General features: G+C 63.6%; 16 protein-coding genes. 4 read left to right on the top strand and 12 right to left on the bottom strand.

Annotated features, from left to right (window positions below; genetic code table 11):
* Positions 1-11: 11 nt before the first annotated feature.
* From AACG97_RS13200 to AACG97_RS13165, 8 genes are all read right to left on the bottom strand, one after another.
* A complete protein-coding gene (locus AACG97_RS13200; RefSeq protein WP_054912453.1) occupies positions 12-1,574 on the bottom strand; it encodes a GumC family protein in 1,563 nt (520 codons plus the stop codon).
* Between the two features lie 19 nt (positions 1,575-1,593).
* Positions 1,594-2,709, bottom strand: a complete 1,116-nt coding sequence (locus AACG97_RS13195; RefSeq protein WP_115294070.1) for a hypothetical protein — start codon at positions 2,707-2,709, stop codon at positions 1,594-1,596.
* Positions 2,710-2,733: 24 nt separating this feature from the next.
* The gene (locus AACG97_RS13190) at positions 2,734-3,291 is read right to left on the bottom strand and encodes a polysaccharide biosynthesis/export family protein (protein ID WP_029885424.1); all 558 of its coding nucleotides are present in this window, start codon (positions 3,289-3,291) and stop codon (positions 2,734-2,736) included.
* Positions 3,292-3,544: 253 nt separating this feature from the next.
* Complete coding sequence (eppA, locus tag AACG97_RS13185) at positions 3,545-3,721, bottom strand: EPS-associated small membrane protein EppA (RefSeq protein ID WP_009682731.1); 177 nt, start codon at positions 3,719-3,721, stop codon at positions 3,545-3,547.
* 260 nt (positions 3,722-3,981) lie between these two features.
* Positions 3,982-4,524 carry a helix-turn-helix domain-containing protein gene (locus AACG97_RS13180; protein ID WP_029885423.1) on the bottom strand — a complete coding sequence of 181 codons (543 nt, stop codon included), beginning with the start codon at positions 4,522-4,524 and terminating at the stop codon, positions 3,982-3,984.
* Positions 4,525-4,579: 55 nt separating this feature from the next.
* The gene (locus AACG97_RS13175) at positions 4,580-5,998 is read right to left on the bottom strand and encodes a short-chain fatty acid transporter (protein WP_029885422.1); all 1,419 of its coding nucleotides are present in this window, start codon (positions 5,996-5,998) and stop codon (positions 4,580-4,582) included.
* 145 nt (positions 5,999-6,143) lie between these two features.
* Positions 6,144-6,800, bottom strand: a complete 657-nt coding sequence (locus AACG97_RS13170; protein WP_009682728.1) for a CoA transferase subunit B — start codon at positions 6,798-6,800, stop codon at positions 6,144-6,146.
* Positions 6,801-6,835: 35 nt separating this feature from the next.
* Positions 6,836-7,534 (bottom strand): CoA transferase subunit A, encoded by a 699-nt coding sequence (locus AACG97_RS13165; RefSeq protein WP_197885907.1) that lies wholly within the window; start codon positions 7,532-7,534, stop codon positions 6,836-6,838.
* A 140-nt stretch (positions 7,535-7,674) separates the two neighbouring features.
* Here AACG97_RS13165 and AACG97_RS13160 point away from each other — a divergent pair, with 140 nt between their 5' ends.
* Positions 7,675-8,580, top strand: coding sequence for a LysR family transcriptional regulator (locus tag AACG97_RS13160; protein WP_029885421.1), 906 nt, complete (start codon positions 7,675-7,677; stop codon positions 8,578-8,580).
* Positions 8,568-9,389, top strand: a complete 822-nt coding sequence (locus AACG97_RS13155) for an aldo/keto reductase (RefSeq protein WP_125854998.1) — start codon at positions 8,568-8,570, stop codon at positions 9,387-9,389. The genes AACG97_RS13160 and AACG97_RS13155 overlap by 13 nt, the downstream gene beginning before the upstream one ends.
* Positions 9,390-9,446: 57 nt before the next feature.
* On the opposite strand, the gene AACG97_RS13150 is transcribed toward AACG97_RS13155, so the two are convergent.
* Genes AACG97_RS13150 through lexA form a run of 4 tightly spaced genes read right to left on the bottom strand, consistent with a single transcriptional unit; the run spans position 9,447 to position 15,186 of the window.
* Positions 9,447-12,527, bottom strand: coding sequence for an error-prone DNA polymerase (locus tag AACG97_RS13150; protein ID WP_197885908.1), 3,081 nt, complete (start codon positions 12,525-12,527; stop codon positions 9,447-9,449).
* The gene (locus tag AACG97_RS13145; protein ID WP_225785552.1) at positions 12,524-13,942 is read right to left on the bottom strand and encodes a Y-family DNA polymerase; all 1,419 of its coding nucleotides are present in this window, start codon (positions 13,940-13,942) and stop codon (positions 12,524-12,526) included. Before AACG97_RS13145 ends, AACG97_RS13150 begins: the two co-directional genes overlap by 4 nt.
* 6 nt (positions 13,943-13,948) lie before the next feature.
* Positions 13,949-14,569, bottom strand: coding sequence for a translesion DNA synthesis-associated protein ImuA (imuA, locus tag AACG97_RS13140; RefSeq protein WP_029885417.1), 621 nt, complete (start codon positions 14,567-14,569; stop codon positions 13,949-13,951).
* A complete protein-coding gene (gene lexA / locus AACG97_RS13135; RefSeq protein ID WP_197885911.1) occupies positions 14,569-15,186 on the bottom strand; it encodes a transcriptional repressor LexA in 618 nt (205 codons plus the stop codon). The genes imuA and lexA overlap by 1 nt, the downstream gene beginning before the upstream one ends.
* 92 nt (positions 15,187-15,278) lie before the next feature.
* On the opposite strand from lexA, the gene AACG97_RS13130 reads away from it, so the two are divergent.
* Positions 15,279-15,941 (top strand): HAD family hydrolase, encoded by a 663-nt coding sequence (locus AACG97_RS13130; RefSeq protein WP_225785553.1) that lies wholly within the window; start codon positions 15,279-15,281, stop codon positions 15,939-15,941.
* Between the two features lie 60 nt (positions 15,942-16,001).
* The gene (locus AACG97_RS13125; RefSeq protein ID WP_197885913.1) at positions 16,002-16,913 is read left to right on the top strand and encodes a LysR family transcriptional regulator; all 912 of its coding nucleotides are present in this window, start codon (positions 16,002-16,004) and stop codon (positions 16,911-16,913) included.
* Positions 16,914-16,939 lie beyond the last annotated feature (26 nt).

Here is a 16,939-nt window from a genome sequence, read left to right as displayed (position 1 = left end):
CACTGCATTCCCTATACGAACCGCGACATGACTTTGTACAGCAGCACATCCAGTGGCATGTAGTACACGTGCACCAGCACTATCATGATAGCCGCCAGCGCCAAGGCCGCCACGATCAAGCGGTTACGCCAGCGTTTGCGCCTGGCCACATCGGCCCGCGTCTCGATATACGGCAGTGCCACCAACACCCGTTTGCCCAGCAGGTTCTCCAGAGCACCAACGCCCCGCACCCGCTGGTTGAGCATTTCCAGCAACATGACCAGCGCGCCGCCACCGGCCGGCGCCAGAACCAGCCCCAGCGCGGCGATCTTCTTGCGGTTAGGCTTGATCGGCTTCTCGGGCAACAGGGGCGGCTCCAGCAGCACAAAGCGCTCGGCTTTGTTTTCCTGCTCCAGGCTTTCGGTGATTTTCGCACTCATTTCCTTGGCGCGGATTTCTTCGTATTTCTTGCGTGCGTTGTCGTGGTCACGCATCAGGGTGACCAAGCCACGCTCGACCTGCGGCGCCTCCAGGATCTCGGCTTCATAGCCTTCCATTTTTCGGGTCAGCTCGCGCTTTTGCTCGGCCAGCGAAGCGATGCGTTCCTGGGCGGCGCTCATTTTGGCGCGTACCCGGGCAACATCCAGGCTGACCGAAGACGCAGTGCTGGTGCGACCACCACTGGCCTCCAGCGCCTGAATCTTGCGTTTGACCGCCACCACATCGGGGTGGGCTTCCTTGTAACGGGTCAACAGCCGGGCGTACTCTGCCTTCAGGCTTGGCAGGTCCTGGGCCTGGTCGGCAGCGGCAGGGCGCGCGCCATCGGCAGCCTTGGTCGCCAGGCCGGCATTGGCCGCCGACAGTTCGAGCTCCAGGTAACGCAACTCTTCCTGCGCCGCCTTGTAGTCCCGGTCGACCTCACGGAACTCCAGCTCCGAACGCGACAGCATGTTCATGCGCAGCGTCTGGTGCTCGGGCAGTGCATTGGCATGTGCCTGCTTGAAATCGGCCAGCTGGTTTTCCAGGCTGGCCAGCTCAGCGCCCAGCTTGTTGGCTTCCTGGGTAAGAAACTCGGTGGTTTCGTTGGCCCGCTCGGTACGCTGCTTGAGGTTTTCGTTGAGGAACAGCGATACCAGCTCATCGGCGACCTGCTTGGCCACTTGCGGCTGCTTGTGCTCGAACGACACATTGAAGGCCACGGTCGCCTCGCCCCTGCCACGCACGAACGTGGTAAGGGTCTCGACCACGATGGCGTTGCGCATCTGGTCGATTTTGTCGCTTTCGCCAAGACGCTTGTCGGCGAACAGGTCGTACTTGTCGATGATGCGCAGCAGGTTCTCGCGGGTCATGACACGCTGGCGGATCACCTCGATGCGTTCATCGGCAAAACTGGTGTTGTTGGTTGATACCAGCTCGGGCGAAATCTGCTGTGACTCCACCAAGATAGTGCCGGTCGACTGGTAGATCGGCGGCACCATCAAAGCCACCGCCACGGTCGCGGCCAGAATGACTACGGCACTCACCCCTAGCACCAGGGCTCGGTCCTTGATTATGGCGATGTAATCTCTAAGGGATAGCTCGTAGTCAGACTTCATGGGGCCACCTGCCTGAAGTTCAGATGTCGGGGTACCTGTACGTCAACGTCAAACCCACGATGGTTGCGGTTGCATCCGGTACGTGGTCCTGCTGGCGTTCCTTGTACATCAGCGACAGGCGCAGGTCCCAATACGGCGAGAACTCTCGGCTGGCCCATACGCTGTACGTTTGCAGTGTGTTCGGTGACTGCCCTTTGCTGTCTTGCCAGGCAGCGTCTGCGCCCACCCGCGTCAGCTCGGTAACGGCATAGCTCCACACCCCGCGTACCTGGTCGAGCTCGGCGAAGCCGCCTTCGGCACTGGCCACCGTGCTGCGTTCGGCGGTGAAGCTGGCATCGGCCCGCACACCGGTATAGAGCAACGCCACCCCACCCTCCCCGCGTCGGCCGCCTTCATCGCCCGACACCTGGTTGACACCAATGTGGGCATCGGCACTCAGGCCATCGGCCAGTTGGTACTTGATGCCCACAGCCGGGGTGTAACTGTTGGAAGCGGTGGCGGTCAGGTCCTGCTCGGGCTCGTAGCGCCGCGCGCCGAAGCGGGTATACACATCGGCGCGCTCGCTCCAGGCATAGGTCCAGGTAAACACGTTGGCCAGTTCGTTGTAACCCGTCAGCGTGCTGACGTCATACCGGGCGCGGCTGTAGGTGGTTTCGTTGCTCAAGGTACTGCGCTCGGTAACCGCCTGGCTCCAGTTGCCGGTCAGGGTGTAGAGCTTCTGCGTGCCATCGGTGGTGATCACCCCGGTATCCAGCACAGTGCCCGACAACGTCGAGCTTTCGTTGTAGCGTGCCACCAGGCCAAAACGCCCGCGCTCGGTGGTGCGCTGCCAGCCCAGGCTGATGTCGGGGTCCTCGCGGTTATCGACTACGTTGGTGTCGGACGAGCGCAACACATTCATGCCCAGCCCCAGTCTCAGTTCGTCACGGTCGAAGGTGCCGATCAGGGTGTAATCGGGCGCGATGATCGTACGCGTGATGCCCTTCTCGCCCGACGTCAGCAACAATGGGTTGCTGTCGTACTCGACGGATGTCGGCACCACCACCGTAGACTGCCAATTTGCCGCCAGGGCCGATTCCGTAAACGGCAAGACCAAGATTGCCGTTGCAATGCTAGTTGTTCTGAAAAGTGGCATTAAATGTTCTTATTGAAGGCAAGATCAAGGAACGACCAGCGTGTCGCCAGCCTGAAGTTGGATGTTGGTGGACATATCGCGCCCAGACACCAGGTCCTTATATCGCACGGGCAAGATCTTTTGGGAAGCGCCTGCGCCACGAACTACCTTGATCTCGCTTTCGTCGGCAAACTTGTCCAAGCCACCCGACATGCTCAGCGCCTGCAACACGGCGGTCGGCCCGGCCATTTGCACTGGCCCCGGCTTGATCACTTTGCCCTGGACATAGACCAGGTTGCCGGCGATGCTCTTGACGACAACGCTGACATTCGGGTCGGGAAGGTATTTTTCAAGTTTGGCAGCCACTTGCTTTTCGACTGCGGTTACATCGAGCCCGGCAACATTGATGCGCCCGGCCAGTGGGAAAGTGATACTGCCATCGGGTAGTACGGTCGCTTCCTGGCGCAAGCTGTCTTCCTGCCAGACCGATACCATCACCACATCGCCAGGGCTGAGCAAATACGCAGAGCTGCCGGTATCGGCGCAACTGGCACTCGACCACACCGTCAACAAGCAGAACGCGGCAAACAATGAACGCATCATGAGGGTCCCTCCGGCCAAATGGCCCGACAAAGAGCACTGTATGAGAACAACGCACCAACTCTCGCTCCGCTTCGCGACCCACCACTGCCGCGACGGCCTCGACCTTCCTGGAGGCCCTTAACTTGACGCTGTGCAGCCTGGGCTGCGGTGCCTGAAACCATGGACCTTCATGGGCTACAGGGAATATAGCAACGGTTGGTGAATTAACAAGCCAGCGGCAAAACCCCACCCCGCGACTTGCGGCAAAGGGTGTTCAGATTTTCCGGCGGTTGGCCACCGCCACAAAACCGACAACAGCGAACGCAAAGAACCAGCCAGCCGTTGAAACAGGAATGATACTGTTCTGGCTGATATAGGAATCGGCTGCGCGCGCAGCGCCACTCAAGAGCACCAGCAAGAACATCGATTTGATTATCAGAGTCGTGCGCATACGCCCTTCCTTTAAACAGGAAAATCAATGAGTTATTGGCGAGGTAGTGCGGGGTTTGTGTCGCTGTTGAATTGAGCTTATGGGCACAGTGACACTACGTCAATGATCCGACACCATAATAAAATTCAATGGGCGGCAGGCAGATTCGTCAAAAAAACGACAGACAGGAAGTGCTGCATCCAGCCAGCTGCTGGATGCCAGCGTTTCACGGATGAGAAAGTGAAAGGTTCAGGCAGGCCTGCAACAGCGCCCTGCCCGGCTCATTCCTCGGCATGGTGAACGACCACCAGCAATTGCGCCGGCTGCGCGCCTACCGAGCGCAGGCGATGCGGGGTTTGCGCGTTGAAATGCAAGGCATCGCCCTGCTCCAGCAGCACCCGCTCGTTCATGAAGTCCACCTCCACCTGGCCCGCGTGAACGAACAGGAACTCTTCGCCCTGGTGCTCCTTGAAGGTCGGGTCGCTAAACTCCGAAGGCGGCTGGATCAGGAACGGTACCAGGCTGCGCTGCCCCACCTGGCTGGTCAACGCCGCATAGCCGGGGCCCTGGCCGTCACCCACCAGCGCCTGGCGCTCGCCGTGGCGCACCAGGCTATAGCGGCTCTGGCCGGCCTGCTCTTCGGCAAACAGTTCCTCGACATTCACGTTCAATGCGCGCGCCAGCTTCAGGGCGGCAGCAATCGACGGCGTGTTGAGGCCACGTTCGACCTTGGACAGGTAGCTTTTGGTCATGCTGGTCTTTTCGGCCAGCATTTCCAGGGTCATTCCCAGTTTCTTGCGCAGCAGTTTCAATCGGATAGACATGTGACGCGTGTTTCCCAGGCCAAGGCAGCCCGGGCATGATACGTGGAGCCGCCGCTCATGGCATCACCGGTGGCACATACTGCAGCGTGGTGCCCAGCGCCCAGAGCAATACCAGCACCAGCGGCACATGCACCAGCAGTTGCACAAAGGAAAAGCCGATCAGGTCGCGTGCCTTGAGCCCCAGCACGCCCAGCAGTGGCAGCATGTAGAACGGGTTGATCAGGTTCGGCAAGGCCTCTGCCGCGTTGTAGATCTGCACCGCCCACCCCAGGTGGTATTGCAGGTCGTTGGCCACTAGCATCACGTAGGGCGCTTCGATGATCCATTTGCCGCCGCCCGACGGGATGAAGAAGCCCAGCACCGCCGAATACACGCCCATCAGCAAGGCATAGGTGTCGTGGGTGGCGATCTGGGTGAAGAACAACGATATGTGGTGGGCCAGGGTCTGTTCGTCCACGCCCTTCACCTGGGTGAGAATGGCCGCGATCGAACCGTACAGCGGGAACTGGATCAGCACCCCCGTGGTGGTCGGTACCGCGCGCGCCACGGCGTCGAGGAAACTGCGCGGGCGCCAGTGCAACAGGGCACCGAGCATGATGAACAACAGGTTGTAAGTGTTGAGCCCGGAGATGGCGGTAATCGCCGGTTTGGTAGCGAACTCCTGGTACAGCCAGCCGGCAGCCAGGGCGACCAGCAGCAGAATCAGGATGGGGCTGTGCTCCAGCCATTCACCGGGGCGGGTGCGCTGGGGTGCCGCCGGTGCAGTGAAGCTGGGGTCCACGCCACACGCTTCGGCGCTGCGTGCGCTGTTCGGCCCGGGTGCCGTGGCGTAGGCGATGACCAGCGAGACGATGACCAGCGCCGCCAGCATTACCCCGGATTGCCACAGAAAGATGGTTTCGGTGAACGGGATGACGCCGGTGATCGACAGGATCGAAGGCGGCAAGCTGGCCGGGTTGGCCTGCAGCTGCGCCGCCGACGAAGACAGGCCCAGTGCCCACACAGCGCCCAGGCCCAGGTAGGCGGCCGCACCCGCAGCACGGTAATCCATCTTCAGGTCGGTGCGTCGCGCCAGGGCGCGCACCAGCAAACCACCGAACACCAGCGACAGGCCCCAGTTGAGCAAGGAAGCCAGCATCGAGATCAGTGCCACCCAGCACACGGCCGAGCGGCCATTGCCAGGGATACGCGCCAGGCGGTCGATCAGGCGTGCCGCCGGTGGCGAACTGGCGACCACATAGCCACCGATGACCACGAAAGCCATCTGCATGGTGAACGGAATCAGGCTCCAGAAACCATCGCCAAAGGCCTTGGCGGTGTCGGTCGGCTTGGCCCCCATGGCCAGCGCGCCGATGCACACCAGCAGCACCGCCAAGGCGGCGAATACCCAGGAGTCGGGGAACCAGCGTTCGGCCCAGTTGGAGCAGCGCAAGGCAAAGCGCGCGCTACGGCTGTCTTGAATTTCAGCGGCCACAGTGGCATTCCTTTTATTGGTTTTATGAGGTGAAACAGACAACGCAAAAACCCTGTAGGTACAGGTTGACTCGCGACCATGCCGGTAATGTACCGACACACTCAGCGGTGCAACCTGCGCCTACAGGGTTGGGTGGCGTAACGCCTTAGAACGTCATTTCCTGCACATCATCCGGCACGATCAGTTTGCCGGCAGTCTTCTCGACGATTTCCTCGATGCTCACCCCTGGTGCGGTTTCGCGCAGGATGAACGCACCGTCTTCAATTTCCAGGTAGGCCAGGTCGGTCAGCACCTTGCGGATGCAACCGGCACCGGTCAGCGGCAGGCTGCACTGGGCCAGCAGCTTGGACTCGCCGTCCTTGGACGCGTGGGTCATGGTCACGATGATGTTCTCGGCGCCCGCCACCAGGTCCATGGCGCCGCCCATGCCCTTGACCAGCTTGCCCGGGATCATCCACGAGGCGATATTGCCCTGCACGTCTACCTCGAACGCACCCAGCACGGTCAGGTCGACATGGCCGCCACGAATCATGGCGAACGACTGCGCCGAGTCGAAGATCGAGGCACCCCGGCGGGCGGTGACGGTCTGCTTGCCGGCGTTGATCATGTCGGGGTCGAGGGTGCTTTCGGTGGGGAACTCGCCCATGCCGAGCAGGCCGTTTTCCGATTGCAGCATCACATCCATGTCGGCGGGTACATAGTTGGCCACCAGGGTCGGAATGCCGATACCCAGGTTGACGTAGTAGCCGTCCTTCAGTTCACGGGCGACGCGTTGCGCCATCTGTTCGCGGGTCAGTGCCATGGTCAGGATCTCTTTGTTGTTCTGGTGGAGGCCGCTCAGGCCTTGACGGTGCGCTTTTCGATACGCTTTTCGAAGGTGCCGACGATCACCCGGTCAACATAGATGCCTGGGGTGTGGATCTCGCTCGGCAGCAGCACACCCGGCTCGACAATTTCTTCAACTTCGACCACGGTGATCTTGCCGGCAGTGGCCGCCAGCGGGTTGAAGTTCTGCGCGGTGTTGCGGTACACCACGTTGCCGTAATGGTCGGCCTTCCAGCCCTTGACGATGGCGAAGTCACCGGTGATGGACTCTTCGAGGATGTACTTGCGGCCCTTGAATTCGCGAACCTCCTTGCCTTCGGCGACCGGCGTGCCGTAGCCGGTGGCGGTGAAGAACGCCGGGATGCCGGCGCCGCCAGCGCGCATTTTTTCGGCCAGGGTGCCTTGGGGTGTCAGCTCCACTTCCAGTTCACCGCTGAGCAACTGGCGCTCGAATTCGGCGTTTTCGCCCACGTAGGAGGAGATCATCTTGCGGATCTGCCGGTCTTCCAGCAGCACCCCCAGGCCAAAGCCGTCCACCCCGCAGTTGTTGGAGACCACGGTCAGGCCCTTGACGCCACGGCGCCTGATTTCGCTGATGAGGTTTTCCGGAATGCCGCACAGGCCAAAACCACCGGCCAGTACCGTCATGTTGTCGGTCAGCCCGTCGAGGGCCTGTTCGTAGGTTGCAACGCGCTTGTCCAGTCCGGCCATGCTGATCCGCCTTTTGTAGTTGTTGAACCGACGAGGCTGTCGGTGAGCGTGTGTAGCCATCTTCACCGCAAGCGACTGATTTGTTAATTTTGTTTTCATCATCGATTGATAAATTTCGCAAAATAAACGATAGGCCCGTCATGAACGTCAAGCAACTGCGCGCCTTTGTCGCCGTGGCCAAGTACCAGAGCTTCGCCCAGGCCGGTGAACACCTGCACGTATCGCAACCGGCCCTGAGCCTGACCATCAAGGCCCTGGAAGAGAACCTGGGCGGCGCCCTGCTCAGCCGCACCACCCGCAGCGTCAGCCTGACGGCCGAAGGCGAAGTGCTGCTGCCGCTGGCGCGGCGGCTGCTGGCCGACTGGGACGATACCGAAGAGATGCTGCGGCAACGCTTCACCCTGCAACTGGGCCGGGTCTCGGTGGCGGCGATGCCGTCGTTCGCCGGTAACCTGCTGCCCCATTCGCTCAAGGTCTTCCGCCAACGCTACCCCAAGGTCAACGTCACCGTGCACGATGTGATCAACGAACAGGTGCAGGAACTGGTGCGCCACCGCCGAGTCGAACTGGGCATTGGTTTCGAGCCGGACAATACCGACGGCCTGCACTTCCACCCGCTGTACATGGACCGTTTTGTCGCGGTGGTGCCCGCTGACTCACCCTTGGCGTTGTTGAACCAGGTCAGTTGGGCGCAACTGATGGCCGAAGATTTCGTGGCCCTGCAGCGGCCGTCGGCGGTACGCCTGTTGATGGAGCAGAATGTTGCCGCCCAGCACGGCAAACTGGCCGTGGCGTTCGAAAGCCATCAACTGGCGACCATCGGCCGCATGGTTGCCAGCGGCCTGGGCGTTAGCGCGGTGCCGGCCCTGTGCATCAACCAGATGCAGGAACTGGGTGCACGCTGCGTGCCCCTGGTCGAACCCACGGTCGAGCGGCGCATTGGGGTAATTGCCCTGAGCGAGCACAAACTGTCCACTGCAGCGCAGGCGTTGCTTGAAGTTCTACTGTCCAATACACAGCCCCCGGAGGTGACATGCGTTACGTGAAACTGGCAGGCGCGAGCGTGCCGGCCATTGGCCAAGGCACCTGGTACATGGGCGAAGACCCTGGGCGCAAGGCGGCAGAGGTAGCGGCCTTGCAACAGGGTATCGAGCTGGGCCTGAGCCTGATCGACACCGCCGAAATGTATGCCGAAGGCGGTGCGGAGAGCGTGGTTGGCCAGGCCATTGCCGGGCGCCGCGACCAGGTGTTCCTGGTCAGCAAGGTCTACCCGCACAATGCCGGGCGGCAGGGCATGGCAACCGCCTGCGAGCGCAGCCTGGCACGCCTGGGTACCGAGTGCATCGATCTGTACCTGCTGCACTGGCGGGGCCAGCACCCGCTGGAAGAAACCGTCGACGCCTTCGAGCGTTTGCGCGAGCAGGGCAAGATCAAGCGCTGGGGCGTTTCCAATTTCGATATCGACGACCTGCGCGAATTGAACAACCCTGCCTGCGCCACCAACCAGGTGCTGTACAACCCGGCCCAGCGGGGCATCGAATTCGACTTGCTGCCCTGGTGCCAACAACGCGCGCTACCGACCATGGCCTACTGCCCGTTGGCCCAGGCCGGGCGCTTGTTGCAGCACCCGGTGCTGGCAGAAATAGCCGAGCGCCATGGTGCCACGCCGGCTCAGGTCTGCCTGGCCTGGGTCACCCGTGATGATGGCATCATTGCCATCCCCAAAGCCGTGGCGCCCGAGCATGTTCGGCTGAATGCAGCAGCGGGTGCATTGGCCTTGACCCGTGAAGACCTGCGCGCAATCGACCTGGCCTTCCCCGCGCCCACCCGCAAGCAGCGCTTGGCGATGGTGTAGTCCGCCAGGGCATTTTCGTGAATGCGTGGCCGCGCCGCCGCGGGGAAGCCCGCGAAGTTAATGAAAGTCGCGGCTTCGCACGTCCAACCCCTGCAACAGCGCGGTCACATCTTCCAGGCGCCGCGCTATGAGATGGCGCACGCCATTTTGCTGCTCCAGCCGCCCGCTGACCTTGAGCAACTGCGCCCCCACCAACGCCCGCCTTTGCCGCTCGGCCAGCGCCCGCCATACCACCACGTTGACCATACCGTGTTCGTCCTCGAGGGTGACGAACGTCACCCCGCTGGCGGTCTGCGGCCGCTGCCGCCCTACCACCAGCCCCGTCACGGCGGTGTTGTCGCCATGCTCCAGGCCTTGCAGTTCTGCAGAGCTGCGGCAGCCCAGTGCCCGCAGACGCGTACGCAGCAAGGTCAACGGGTGCGGCCCCAATGTGGTACCCAATGCCTGGTAATCGGCCACCAGGTCCTGCGCCACTGTCGGGGCCGGCAACTGCACCGCCACCTCCGGCACGGCCTGCACATCGGCAAACAGCGGCAGTTGCGCCTGCACGGCCGCCACCTGCCAGCGCGCCTGATGCCGGTCGCTGGCCAAGGCGCGAAGCGCGCCGGCATCCGCCAGGCAGGCCCGCGCGCGGGTGGCCAGCCCGGCACGCAGGCACAGGTCTTCCACGTCGCGCCATGGCTGCTGCGCCCTGGCCTGTTCCAGGCGCCTGGCGTCGGCTTCGGCCAGGCCCCGGACCAGGCGCAAGCCCATGCGCAAGGCCAACGTGCCCTGGGCATCCGGCTCCAGCGTGCAGTCCCATTCACTGTGGCAGACATCCACCGGCCGTACCTCGATGCCCTGGCGCCGCGCCTCCTGCAGCAGTTGGTCGGGGCTGTAGAAGCCCATGGGCCAACTGTTGACCAGGGCGCAGGTGAAAATCGCCGGTTCATGGCACTTGAGCCAGCTGCTGGCATAGCACAGCAAGGCAAAGCTGGCGGCATGCGATTCGGGAAAACCATAGCTGCCGAAGCCTTTGATCTGTTCGAAAATACGCTCGGCGAATGCCAGCTCGTAGCCATTGCGCAACATGCCCTGCAGCAAGCGCTGGCGGTGCGGTTCCAGACCGCCATGGCGTTTCCAGGCGGCCATGCTGCGCCGCAACTGATCGGCCTCGCCTGGTGAATAGTCGGCTGCGACCATGGCCAGCTCCATCACCTGTTCCTGGAACAGCGGCACACCCAAGGTGCGCTCGAACACCTCCTTCAGTTTTGGCGACGGGTAGGTCACCGGCTCTTGCTTCAGCCGCCTGCGCAGGTAGGGGTGCACCATGTCGCCCTGGATTGGCCCCGGGCGCACGATGGCCACCTCGATCACAAGGTCGTAGAAGGTGTTGGGCCGCAGCCGCGGCAACATGGCCATTTGCGCGCGCGACTCGATCTGGAATACCCCCATGGTCTCGGCGCGGCTGATCATGGCGTAGGTGGCGGGGTCTTCGCTGGGGATGGTCGCCAGGGTCAGTTCACGGCCACGGTGGCGCTGCAGCAGGTCGAAGCAACGGCGCAAGGCACTGAGCATGCCCAGCGCCAGCACGTCCACCTTGAGCAGGCCGACCATGTCGAGGTCGTCCTTGTCCCACTGGATGACGGTACGTTCGGCCATGGCGGCGTTTTCCACCGGCACCAGCTGGTCCAGCGGCTGCTGCGAGATGACAAACCCGCCCGGGTGCTGCGACAGATGCCTGGGGAAGCCGATCAACTCGCCGGCCAGTATCAGTACCCGCCGCAACAACGGGCTGCCAGCTTCGAACCCGGCCTCGGCCAGGCGTTGTTCGTCGGGTATGCGGTCGCTCCAGCGGCCACAGCATTTGGCCAGGGCATCGACCTGGTCCATGGGCAAACCCAGCACACGCGCGACATCGCGCACGGCACCTGCAGCATGGTAGGTATTGACCACCGCCGTCAGCGCAGCACGGTGCCGCCCATAACGGCGGAACACGTACTGGATCACTTCTTCACGGCGGTCGTGTTCGAAATCCACGTCGATATCGGGCGGCTCGTTGCGCTCGCGTGACAAAAAACGCTCGAACAGCAGGCGGTGCTGCATGGGATCGAGCTCGGTGATGCCCAGCACGAAGCACACCACCGAATTGGCCGCCGAGCCGCGGCCCTGGCACAGGATACGCTGGCGCCGGGCGAAGGCGACGATGTCGTGCACGGTCAGAAAGTAGCTTTCGTACCCCAGCTCTTCGATCAGCGCCAGCTCCGTGTCCAGCACCTGCCGCACCTTGGCGCTCGGCCCGTGTGGCCAACGCACGGGCAAGCCCTGCTCGCACAGAGCACGCAGCCAAGTGGCCGGGGTATGGGCTTCAGGCACCAGTTCGCGTGGATACTGGTAGTGCAGTTGGCCGAGGTCGAACTGGCAGCGCTGGGCAATGGCCAGGGTCTCGGCCAGCATCTCGGGCGGGTAGAGTTCTGCCAGTTGTACCGGGCTGCGCAAGTGCCGTTCGCCATTGGCAAACAGAAAACGCCCGGCTTCGGCCACCTGGCAATGCTGACGAATCGCAGTCATGCAGTCCTGCAACGCCCGGCGGCCGCGCACATGCATATGCACATCGCCACAGGCCACCGCGCGGATACCCAGCTCGGTCGCCAGGGCTTGCTGGCCCTGCAGGTGCCGGGCATCGTCACTGCCACGGTGCAGGTGCACGGCCAACCACAGGCGCTCAGCAAACAGCCCGCGCAACCACTGGCCGGTGGCCGTATCGCCCCTGTCGCCCGCCACCCACAAGGCCAGCAAACCGTGATGGTGCTGCTGAAGGTCATCCCGAAAAAGCTGGTAGTCGCCCTTTTCCGCCCGCCGTCGGGCGCGGGTAATCAGTGCGCACAGGTTCTGGTAGCCCGCCAGGTCGGCAACCAGCAGCACCAGCTTGGGGCCCTCGTGCAACTGCACTTCGCTGCCGACTACCAGCGGCAATTGGTGCACCTTGGCCGCCTGCCAGGCGCGCACGATACCGGCCAGCGTACATTCGTCAGTGATCGCCAGGGCCTGGTAACCCTGCTCTTTGGCCCGCCGGAACAGTTCGTCGGCGCTCGAAGCGCCGCGCTGGAAACTGAAATTGGACAGGCAATGCAGCTCGGCATACGGGGCGGGGTTCATGCGAACCAGCCCTGCAACCAAAGCGGGCCAGCCTGGCCCAGGTCACGGTAGGCCCAGCCACGCAGGCCGTCGCGGGTTTCGATGCGGTAGTAATCGCGGCGTACATCGCCACCATCCCACCAGCCCGACTCGATGCGCTCGGCAGGGCTCTGCAAGCGGTAGCCAGCCTCATCCAGCGCCAGCGGCGCGGGCAGCAACCAACCAGGGCGACTGCCCGGGGCCACCGGCATGCCCCCGAGCGCCCCCTGCTCTGCCAGTTGCCAGGCACATTCGGGCCGGTGATCGGCGGCCGCGCTCAGGCCTTGGACGGCCTCATCGCCCAGCCGCGCGCGCAAGCGCTCGCGCAATTGCTCCCAAGGTTGCGCCTGTTGCGCCCGTGGGTCGAACAACGCCTGGTGTTGTGGCACAAAGGCTGGCAGGTCTTCGGCGACCAACCGCAGGTTGCGCACCGGGGCCGGAATACGCAGCGGCTCCAGGCGCCCACGGGCCAGTTCGAACAGCATCGCGGCGTCGCGCTCGGCGGCCAGCAAGCCGACCTTCAGCAACGTGTCCGGGCCTTCGACATGCTCCAGGTGCAGGCAAAAGCGCTGCACGCCACAATCGCGACCGGCCAGGAATGCGGCCAGGTCGTTGAGCATGCGCCGCAGCGGAAACAACAGCGCCTGGTGCGATTCAACATCGAAGTTCAGCTCCAGCCGGCTCTCGAAACGATCGGGCGGCAGGTAGAAGTCCAACCCCAGGGTGCGCAGGCCGAGCAACTGATCCAGGTGCAGTTGCACCTGGGCGGGAAAGCGTTTGGCCAAGGTGTCGCGCGGCAACGCCAGCACCTGGCCGAGTTGCCGCAGGCCCATGCGGGCAAAGGCTTCGGCAGCCTCTGGCGGCAAGCCGATGCGCTGGATGGGCATGTTCAGCAACGCGTTACGGGTGGCAGCGGCATCGGCGACAACCAGGCCATCGTGGGCATTGGCCAGCATGCGTGCTGCCACCGGGTTGCTGGCTACCACGATGCGCTGGCGCAAGCCCAGTTCAGCCAGTTCCTGACGCAGGCGTGCTTCCATCACGGGCCATGGGCCGAACAGCTGCAGGCTTGAGCCCACCTCCAGCAACAGCGCACGCGGGTAATGCAGGCTGACCTGGGCACTGAAACGGTAGGCCCAGGCGGCCAGCAGTTGCTGCATGCGCTCGATGCGCCTGGGGTCTGTTTCGATACAGGTGAAACCATCGGCCAGCGCACGTGCAGCAGTCAGGGTTTGCCCGGCCCGCAGGCCGAGTGCTGCCGCTGCGGGGTTGACTGCCTGCAACACCCGCCGCTGGCTGGGCCCGCCAATGATGGCCAGGGGGTTGGCTGGGTCTTCGCGCTCGCGCAGGACGGTGTCCAACGCCAGTTGCGGAAGGAGGATGCAGGCCCAGAGCATGTTGCATCAGCCCTGCCACGGGCTGGCAATGGGCAGGGCCGGCGGCATGCCGCCGCGGCTTTTCAGCACCCGCCATTGGGCTGGGCGGGTATCCACGGCGATGCGCAATGCTGCCGGTGACGGGTTGTGGGCGGCCTGCTGCGGCCGGCAGGCAAAGGCCAGCGCCTGGCCGGTTTCCGCCGCCACTTGCAGGCGCCGCAGGGCACGGTCATCGGCACGCTCGGGCCAGCACAGCACTGCCGCGCAACTGCCCGAGCGCAGGCACTGCTCGGCGGCCCACAGGGCGTCAGCGGGTTCGGCGTTTACCTGCACCAGCCAACGCAGGTCTACCCCCGCGGCCTGCCAGGCCGGCGCATAGGGAATGAAAGGCGGCGCCACCAACACCACGCGGCTGGCTTCTGCGCTCAGGCGTGCCAGGGTTGGCCACAGCAACTGCAATTCGCCACAACCCGGGTTCGCCAACAGCAGTTCGCTCAATGCGGCTGCCGGCCAACCGCCTTCCGGTAAACGTTCGTCCAGCGCGGCATGGCCGGTTGGCTGCAGGCCCAGCGGTCGCGCCTGGGCCTGCCGGCCGCGCCATACCCGGCGCTGGTCCAACAGCCGGTCGAGGTCGACCACCGCGCCCATCAGTCACGCCTCAGCAAGCCACAGAACACGCCTTCGATGAAGAACTCCTGCGTGGGGAGCACATCGATAGGCGTATAGGCTGGGTTACGTGGCAACAACCGGTAGTGCTTGCCCACGCGTTGCAGGCGCTTGATGGTGACTTCGCCGTCGAGCCGGGCTACCACGATCTGGCCATCACGGGCATCGGCCTGTTGCAGGATGCCGACCAGGTCACCGTCGAAGATGCCGTCATCGATCATCGAATCGCCACGCACCTTGAGCAGGTAGTCGGGGGTGCGGCGGAACAGGCTGGGGTCGAGCAGCAACTGCTCGTGGATGCCCAGGTCCGGGCCGATCGGGGCGCCTGCCGCCACTTGGCCGAGCACCGGGACTTCGAGCATTTCTGGCCGGCGCAGGGGGTCGGCCAGGCGAATGCCCCGCGCCTGGTTGGGGGTGACATCGATATAACCCGCCTGACACAGGGCGGTGATGTGTTTGCGCGCGACGCTGCGCGAGGCAAAACCGAAGCGCGTGGCGATGTCCGCCAGGCTCGGCGGCTGGCCGTGGTCGCTGATGCGCTCGCGGATGAAGTCGAAAATGGCGCGGCGTTTGGGGGTAAGGTTATTCATGGAGCACATTTGTACTCCTTTCGCCGCGTGCTGAACAGACCCCTTCGTCGTCTGCATTGGTTATGATCCCCCGGCTTGTGTTTTTCTGAACGGGATACCCCATGCTCACCGCCCTGCTGTTCGACCTCGACGGAACCCTTACCGACACCGACAGCCTGCACTTGCAGGCCTTTCGCCAACTGCTGCGTGACCATGACGGCCGCGAGCTGAGCCAGGCCCAGTTCGAGGCCCAGGTCAGCGGCAGGGCCAATGGCGAGCTGTTCGCCGAACTGTTCCCCGGCGCCAGTACCGAACAGTGCGCCAGGCTGGCCGACCGCAAGGAAGCCTTGTTCCGCGAGATGTCACCGGCGTTGCAGCCCATGCCAGGCCTGCTGCGCCTGCTGGAACATGCCCAGGCCCACGCCATCGGCATGTGCGTGGTCACCAACGCGCCGCGGCTCAATGCCGAGCACATGCTCGCTGCCATGGGCTTGGCCCAGCGCTTCGAGCATGTGGTCGTGGCCGACGAGCTGGCGCGGCCCAAACCCGACCCGCTGCCCTACCTTACCGGGCTGCAGCGGCTGGGCGCCGCCGCCGGGCAGGCGCTGGCTTTCGAGGACTCCTTGCCGGGGGTGGCTGCAGCCACTGCGGCCGGTATCTTTACTGTCGGCGTAGCCACTACGCAAACGCCTGAGCGGTTGCGGGCAGCGGGGGCAGAGTTGGTCATCGCTGATTTCAACGACGCCCAGTTGTGGGCATTGCTCGAGCAACGCCAGCGCGCTTGATCCTCGACAGCACTATTGAAGCCCTAGCCATCCCAACCACCGCGCTGCCCAGGCCACCCCATGCTGATCGACGAAGAACTCACCCTGAAAAAGCTGGAAACCTTCCTCGCCTTCATGCGCAGCGGCAACCTCAGCCGCGCTGCCGCCGAACTGTGCACCAGTTCGGTCAGCGTGCACCGTGCCATCCACTCGCTGGAAAGCGCCCTGCGCTGCGCCCTTTTTAAGCACGAAGGCCGGCAGCTGATTCCGCTGGAAAGCGCCTACGTACTGGAAAAGAAAGCCCGCCTGCTGATCCAGGACGCCGAGCAGATGGTGCGCCAGACCCGCGAAGCTGCCGGCTTCTATGCCGAGCGCTTTCGCCTGGGCGCGCTGTACTCGCTAACGGTAAAAACCGTGCCCAAGCTGGTGATGGGGCTTAAGCTGCGGCGCAGCGAACTGAACATCGACCTCACCCTGGGCTCCAACCTCGACCTGCTGCAGCGCCTGAAAAACCATGAACTGGAGGCCATTCTCGTCTCCCTGGACGAGAGCGTCAGCGACCCGGCCTGCGAACAACTGCCGCTGTTTTCCGACGACATCTTCCTCGCCGTACCCACCGACTCCCCCTTCGCCGAGCAGGCCGAGGTGGACCTGGCCGACCTCGCCGACTCCACCTTCATCACCCTGACCCAAGGGTTTGCCACACACCGCGATGGCGCCCGGGTCTTCCAGCAAGCCGGCTTCAAGCCAAAGGTGGCCATGCAGGTCAACGACATCTTCACCCTGCTGAGCATGGTCAGCTCGGGCGTGGGCTTTGCCCTGCTGCCGGGGCGCATCGCGGCCGTCTACGAAAACCGCGTCAGGCTGATAGCCCTGCAGCCGCAGTACCGTTTGCAGCAGCATATCGGCGTGGTGTTTCTGAAGGCGCGGGAGCGGGAGCCGAACCTGCTGGCCTTGCTGGCGGAATGCCGGATGTACAGCCTGGAGCGCTAGGTTGTTGCACTGGCAACGATGCAGGG

Source organism: Pseudomonas sp. Nvir (assembly GCF_963778085.1).
Lineage (GTDB): Bacteria > Pseudomonadota > Gammaproteobacteria > Pseudomonadales > Pseudomonadaceae > Aquipseudomonas > Aquipseudomonas juntendi.
The sequence above is the reverse complement of the archived record's forward strand: the minus strand, read 5'-3'. Positions and strand labels throughout refer to the sequence as shown.

Coding starts and splice junctions, on each gene's coding strand:
- AACG97_RS13150 (WP_197885908.1), bottom strand. CDS start 12,527: ATGAACCCCGCCCCGTATGCCGAGCTGCATTGCCTGTCCAATTTCAGT.
- AACG97_RS13170 (WP_009682728.1), bottom strand. CDS start 6,800: ATGGCACTGACCCGCGAACAGATGGCGCAACGCGTCGCCCGTGAACTG.
- AACG97_RS13200 (WP_054912453.1), bottom strand. CDS start 1,574: ATGAAGTCTGACTACGAGCTATCCCTTAGAGATTACATCGCCATAATC.
- AACG97_RS13180 (WP_029885423.1), bottom strand. CDS start 4,524: ATGTCTATCCGATTGAAACTGCTGCGCAAGAAACTGGGAATGACCCTG.
- AACG97_RS13195 (WP_115294070.1), bottom strand. CDS start 2,709: ATGCCACTTTTCAGAACAACTAGCATTGCAACGGCAATCTTGGTCTTG.
- AACG97_RS13190 (WP_029885424.1), bottom strand. CDS start 3,291: ATGATGCGTTCATTGTTTGCCGCGTTCTGCTTGTTGACGGTGTGGTCG.
- imuA (WP_029885417.1), bottom strand. CDS start 14,569: ATGGGCGCGGTGGTCGACCTCGACCGGCTGTTGGACCAGCGCCGGGTA.
- eppA (WP_009682731.1), bottom strand. CDS start 3,721: ATGCGCACGACTCTGATAATCAAATCGATGTTCTTGCTGGTGCTCTTG.
- AACG97_RS13160 (WP_029885421.1), top strand. CDS start 7,675: ATGAACGTCAAGCAACTGCGCGCCTTTGTCGCCGTGGCCAAGTACCAG.
- AACG97_RS13165 (WP_197885907.1), bottom strand. CDS start 7,534: ATGGCCGGACTGGACAAGCGCGTTGCAACCTACGAACAGGCCCTCGAC.
- AACG97_RS13155 (WP_125854998.1), top strand. CDS start 8,568: ATGCGTTACGTGAAACTGGCAGGCGCGAGCGTGCCGGCCATTGGCCAA.
- AACG97_RS13145 (WP_225785552.1), bottom strand. CDS start 13,942: ATGCTCTGGGCCTGCATCCTCCTTCCGCAACTGGCGTTGGACACCGTC.
- AACG97_RS13130 (WP_225785553.1), top strand. CDS start 15,279: ATGCTCACCGCCCTGCTGTTCGACCTCGACGGAACCCTTACCGACACC.
- AACG97_RS13125 (WP_197885913.1), top strand. CDS start 16,002: ATGCTGATCGACGAAGAACTCACCCTGAAAAAGCTGGAAACCTTCCTC.
- lexA (WP_197885911.1), bottom strand. CDS start 15,186: ATGTGCTCCATGAATAACCTTACCCCCAAACGCCGCGCCATTTTCGAC.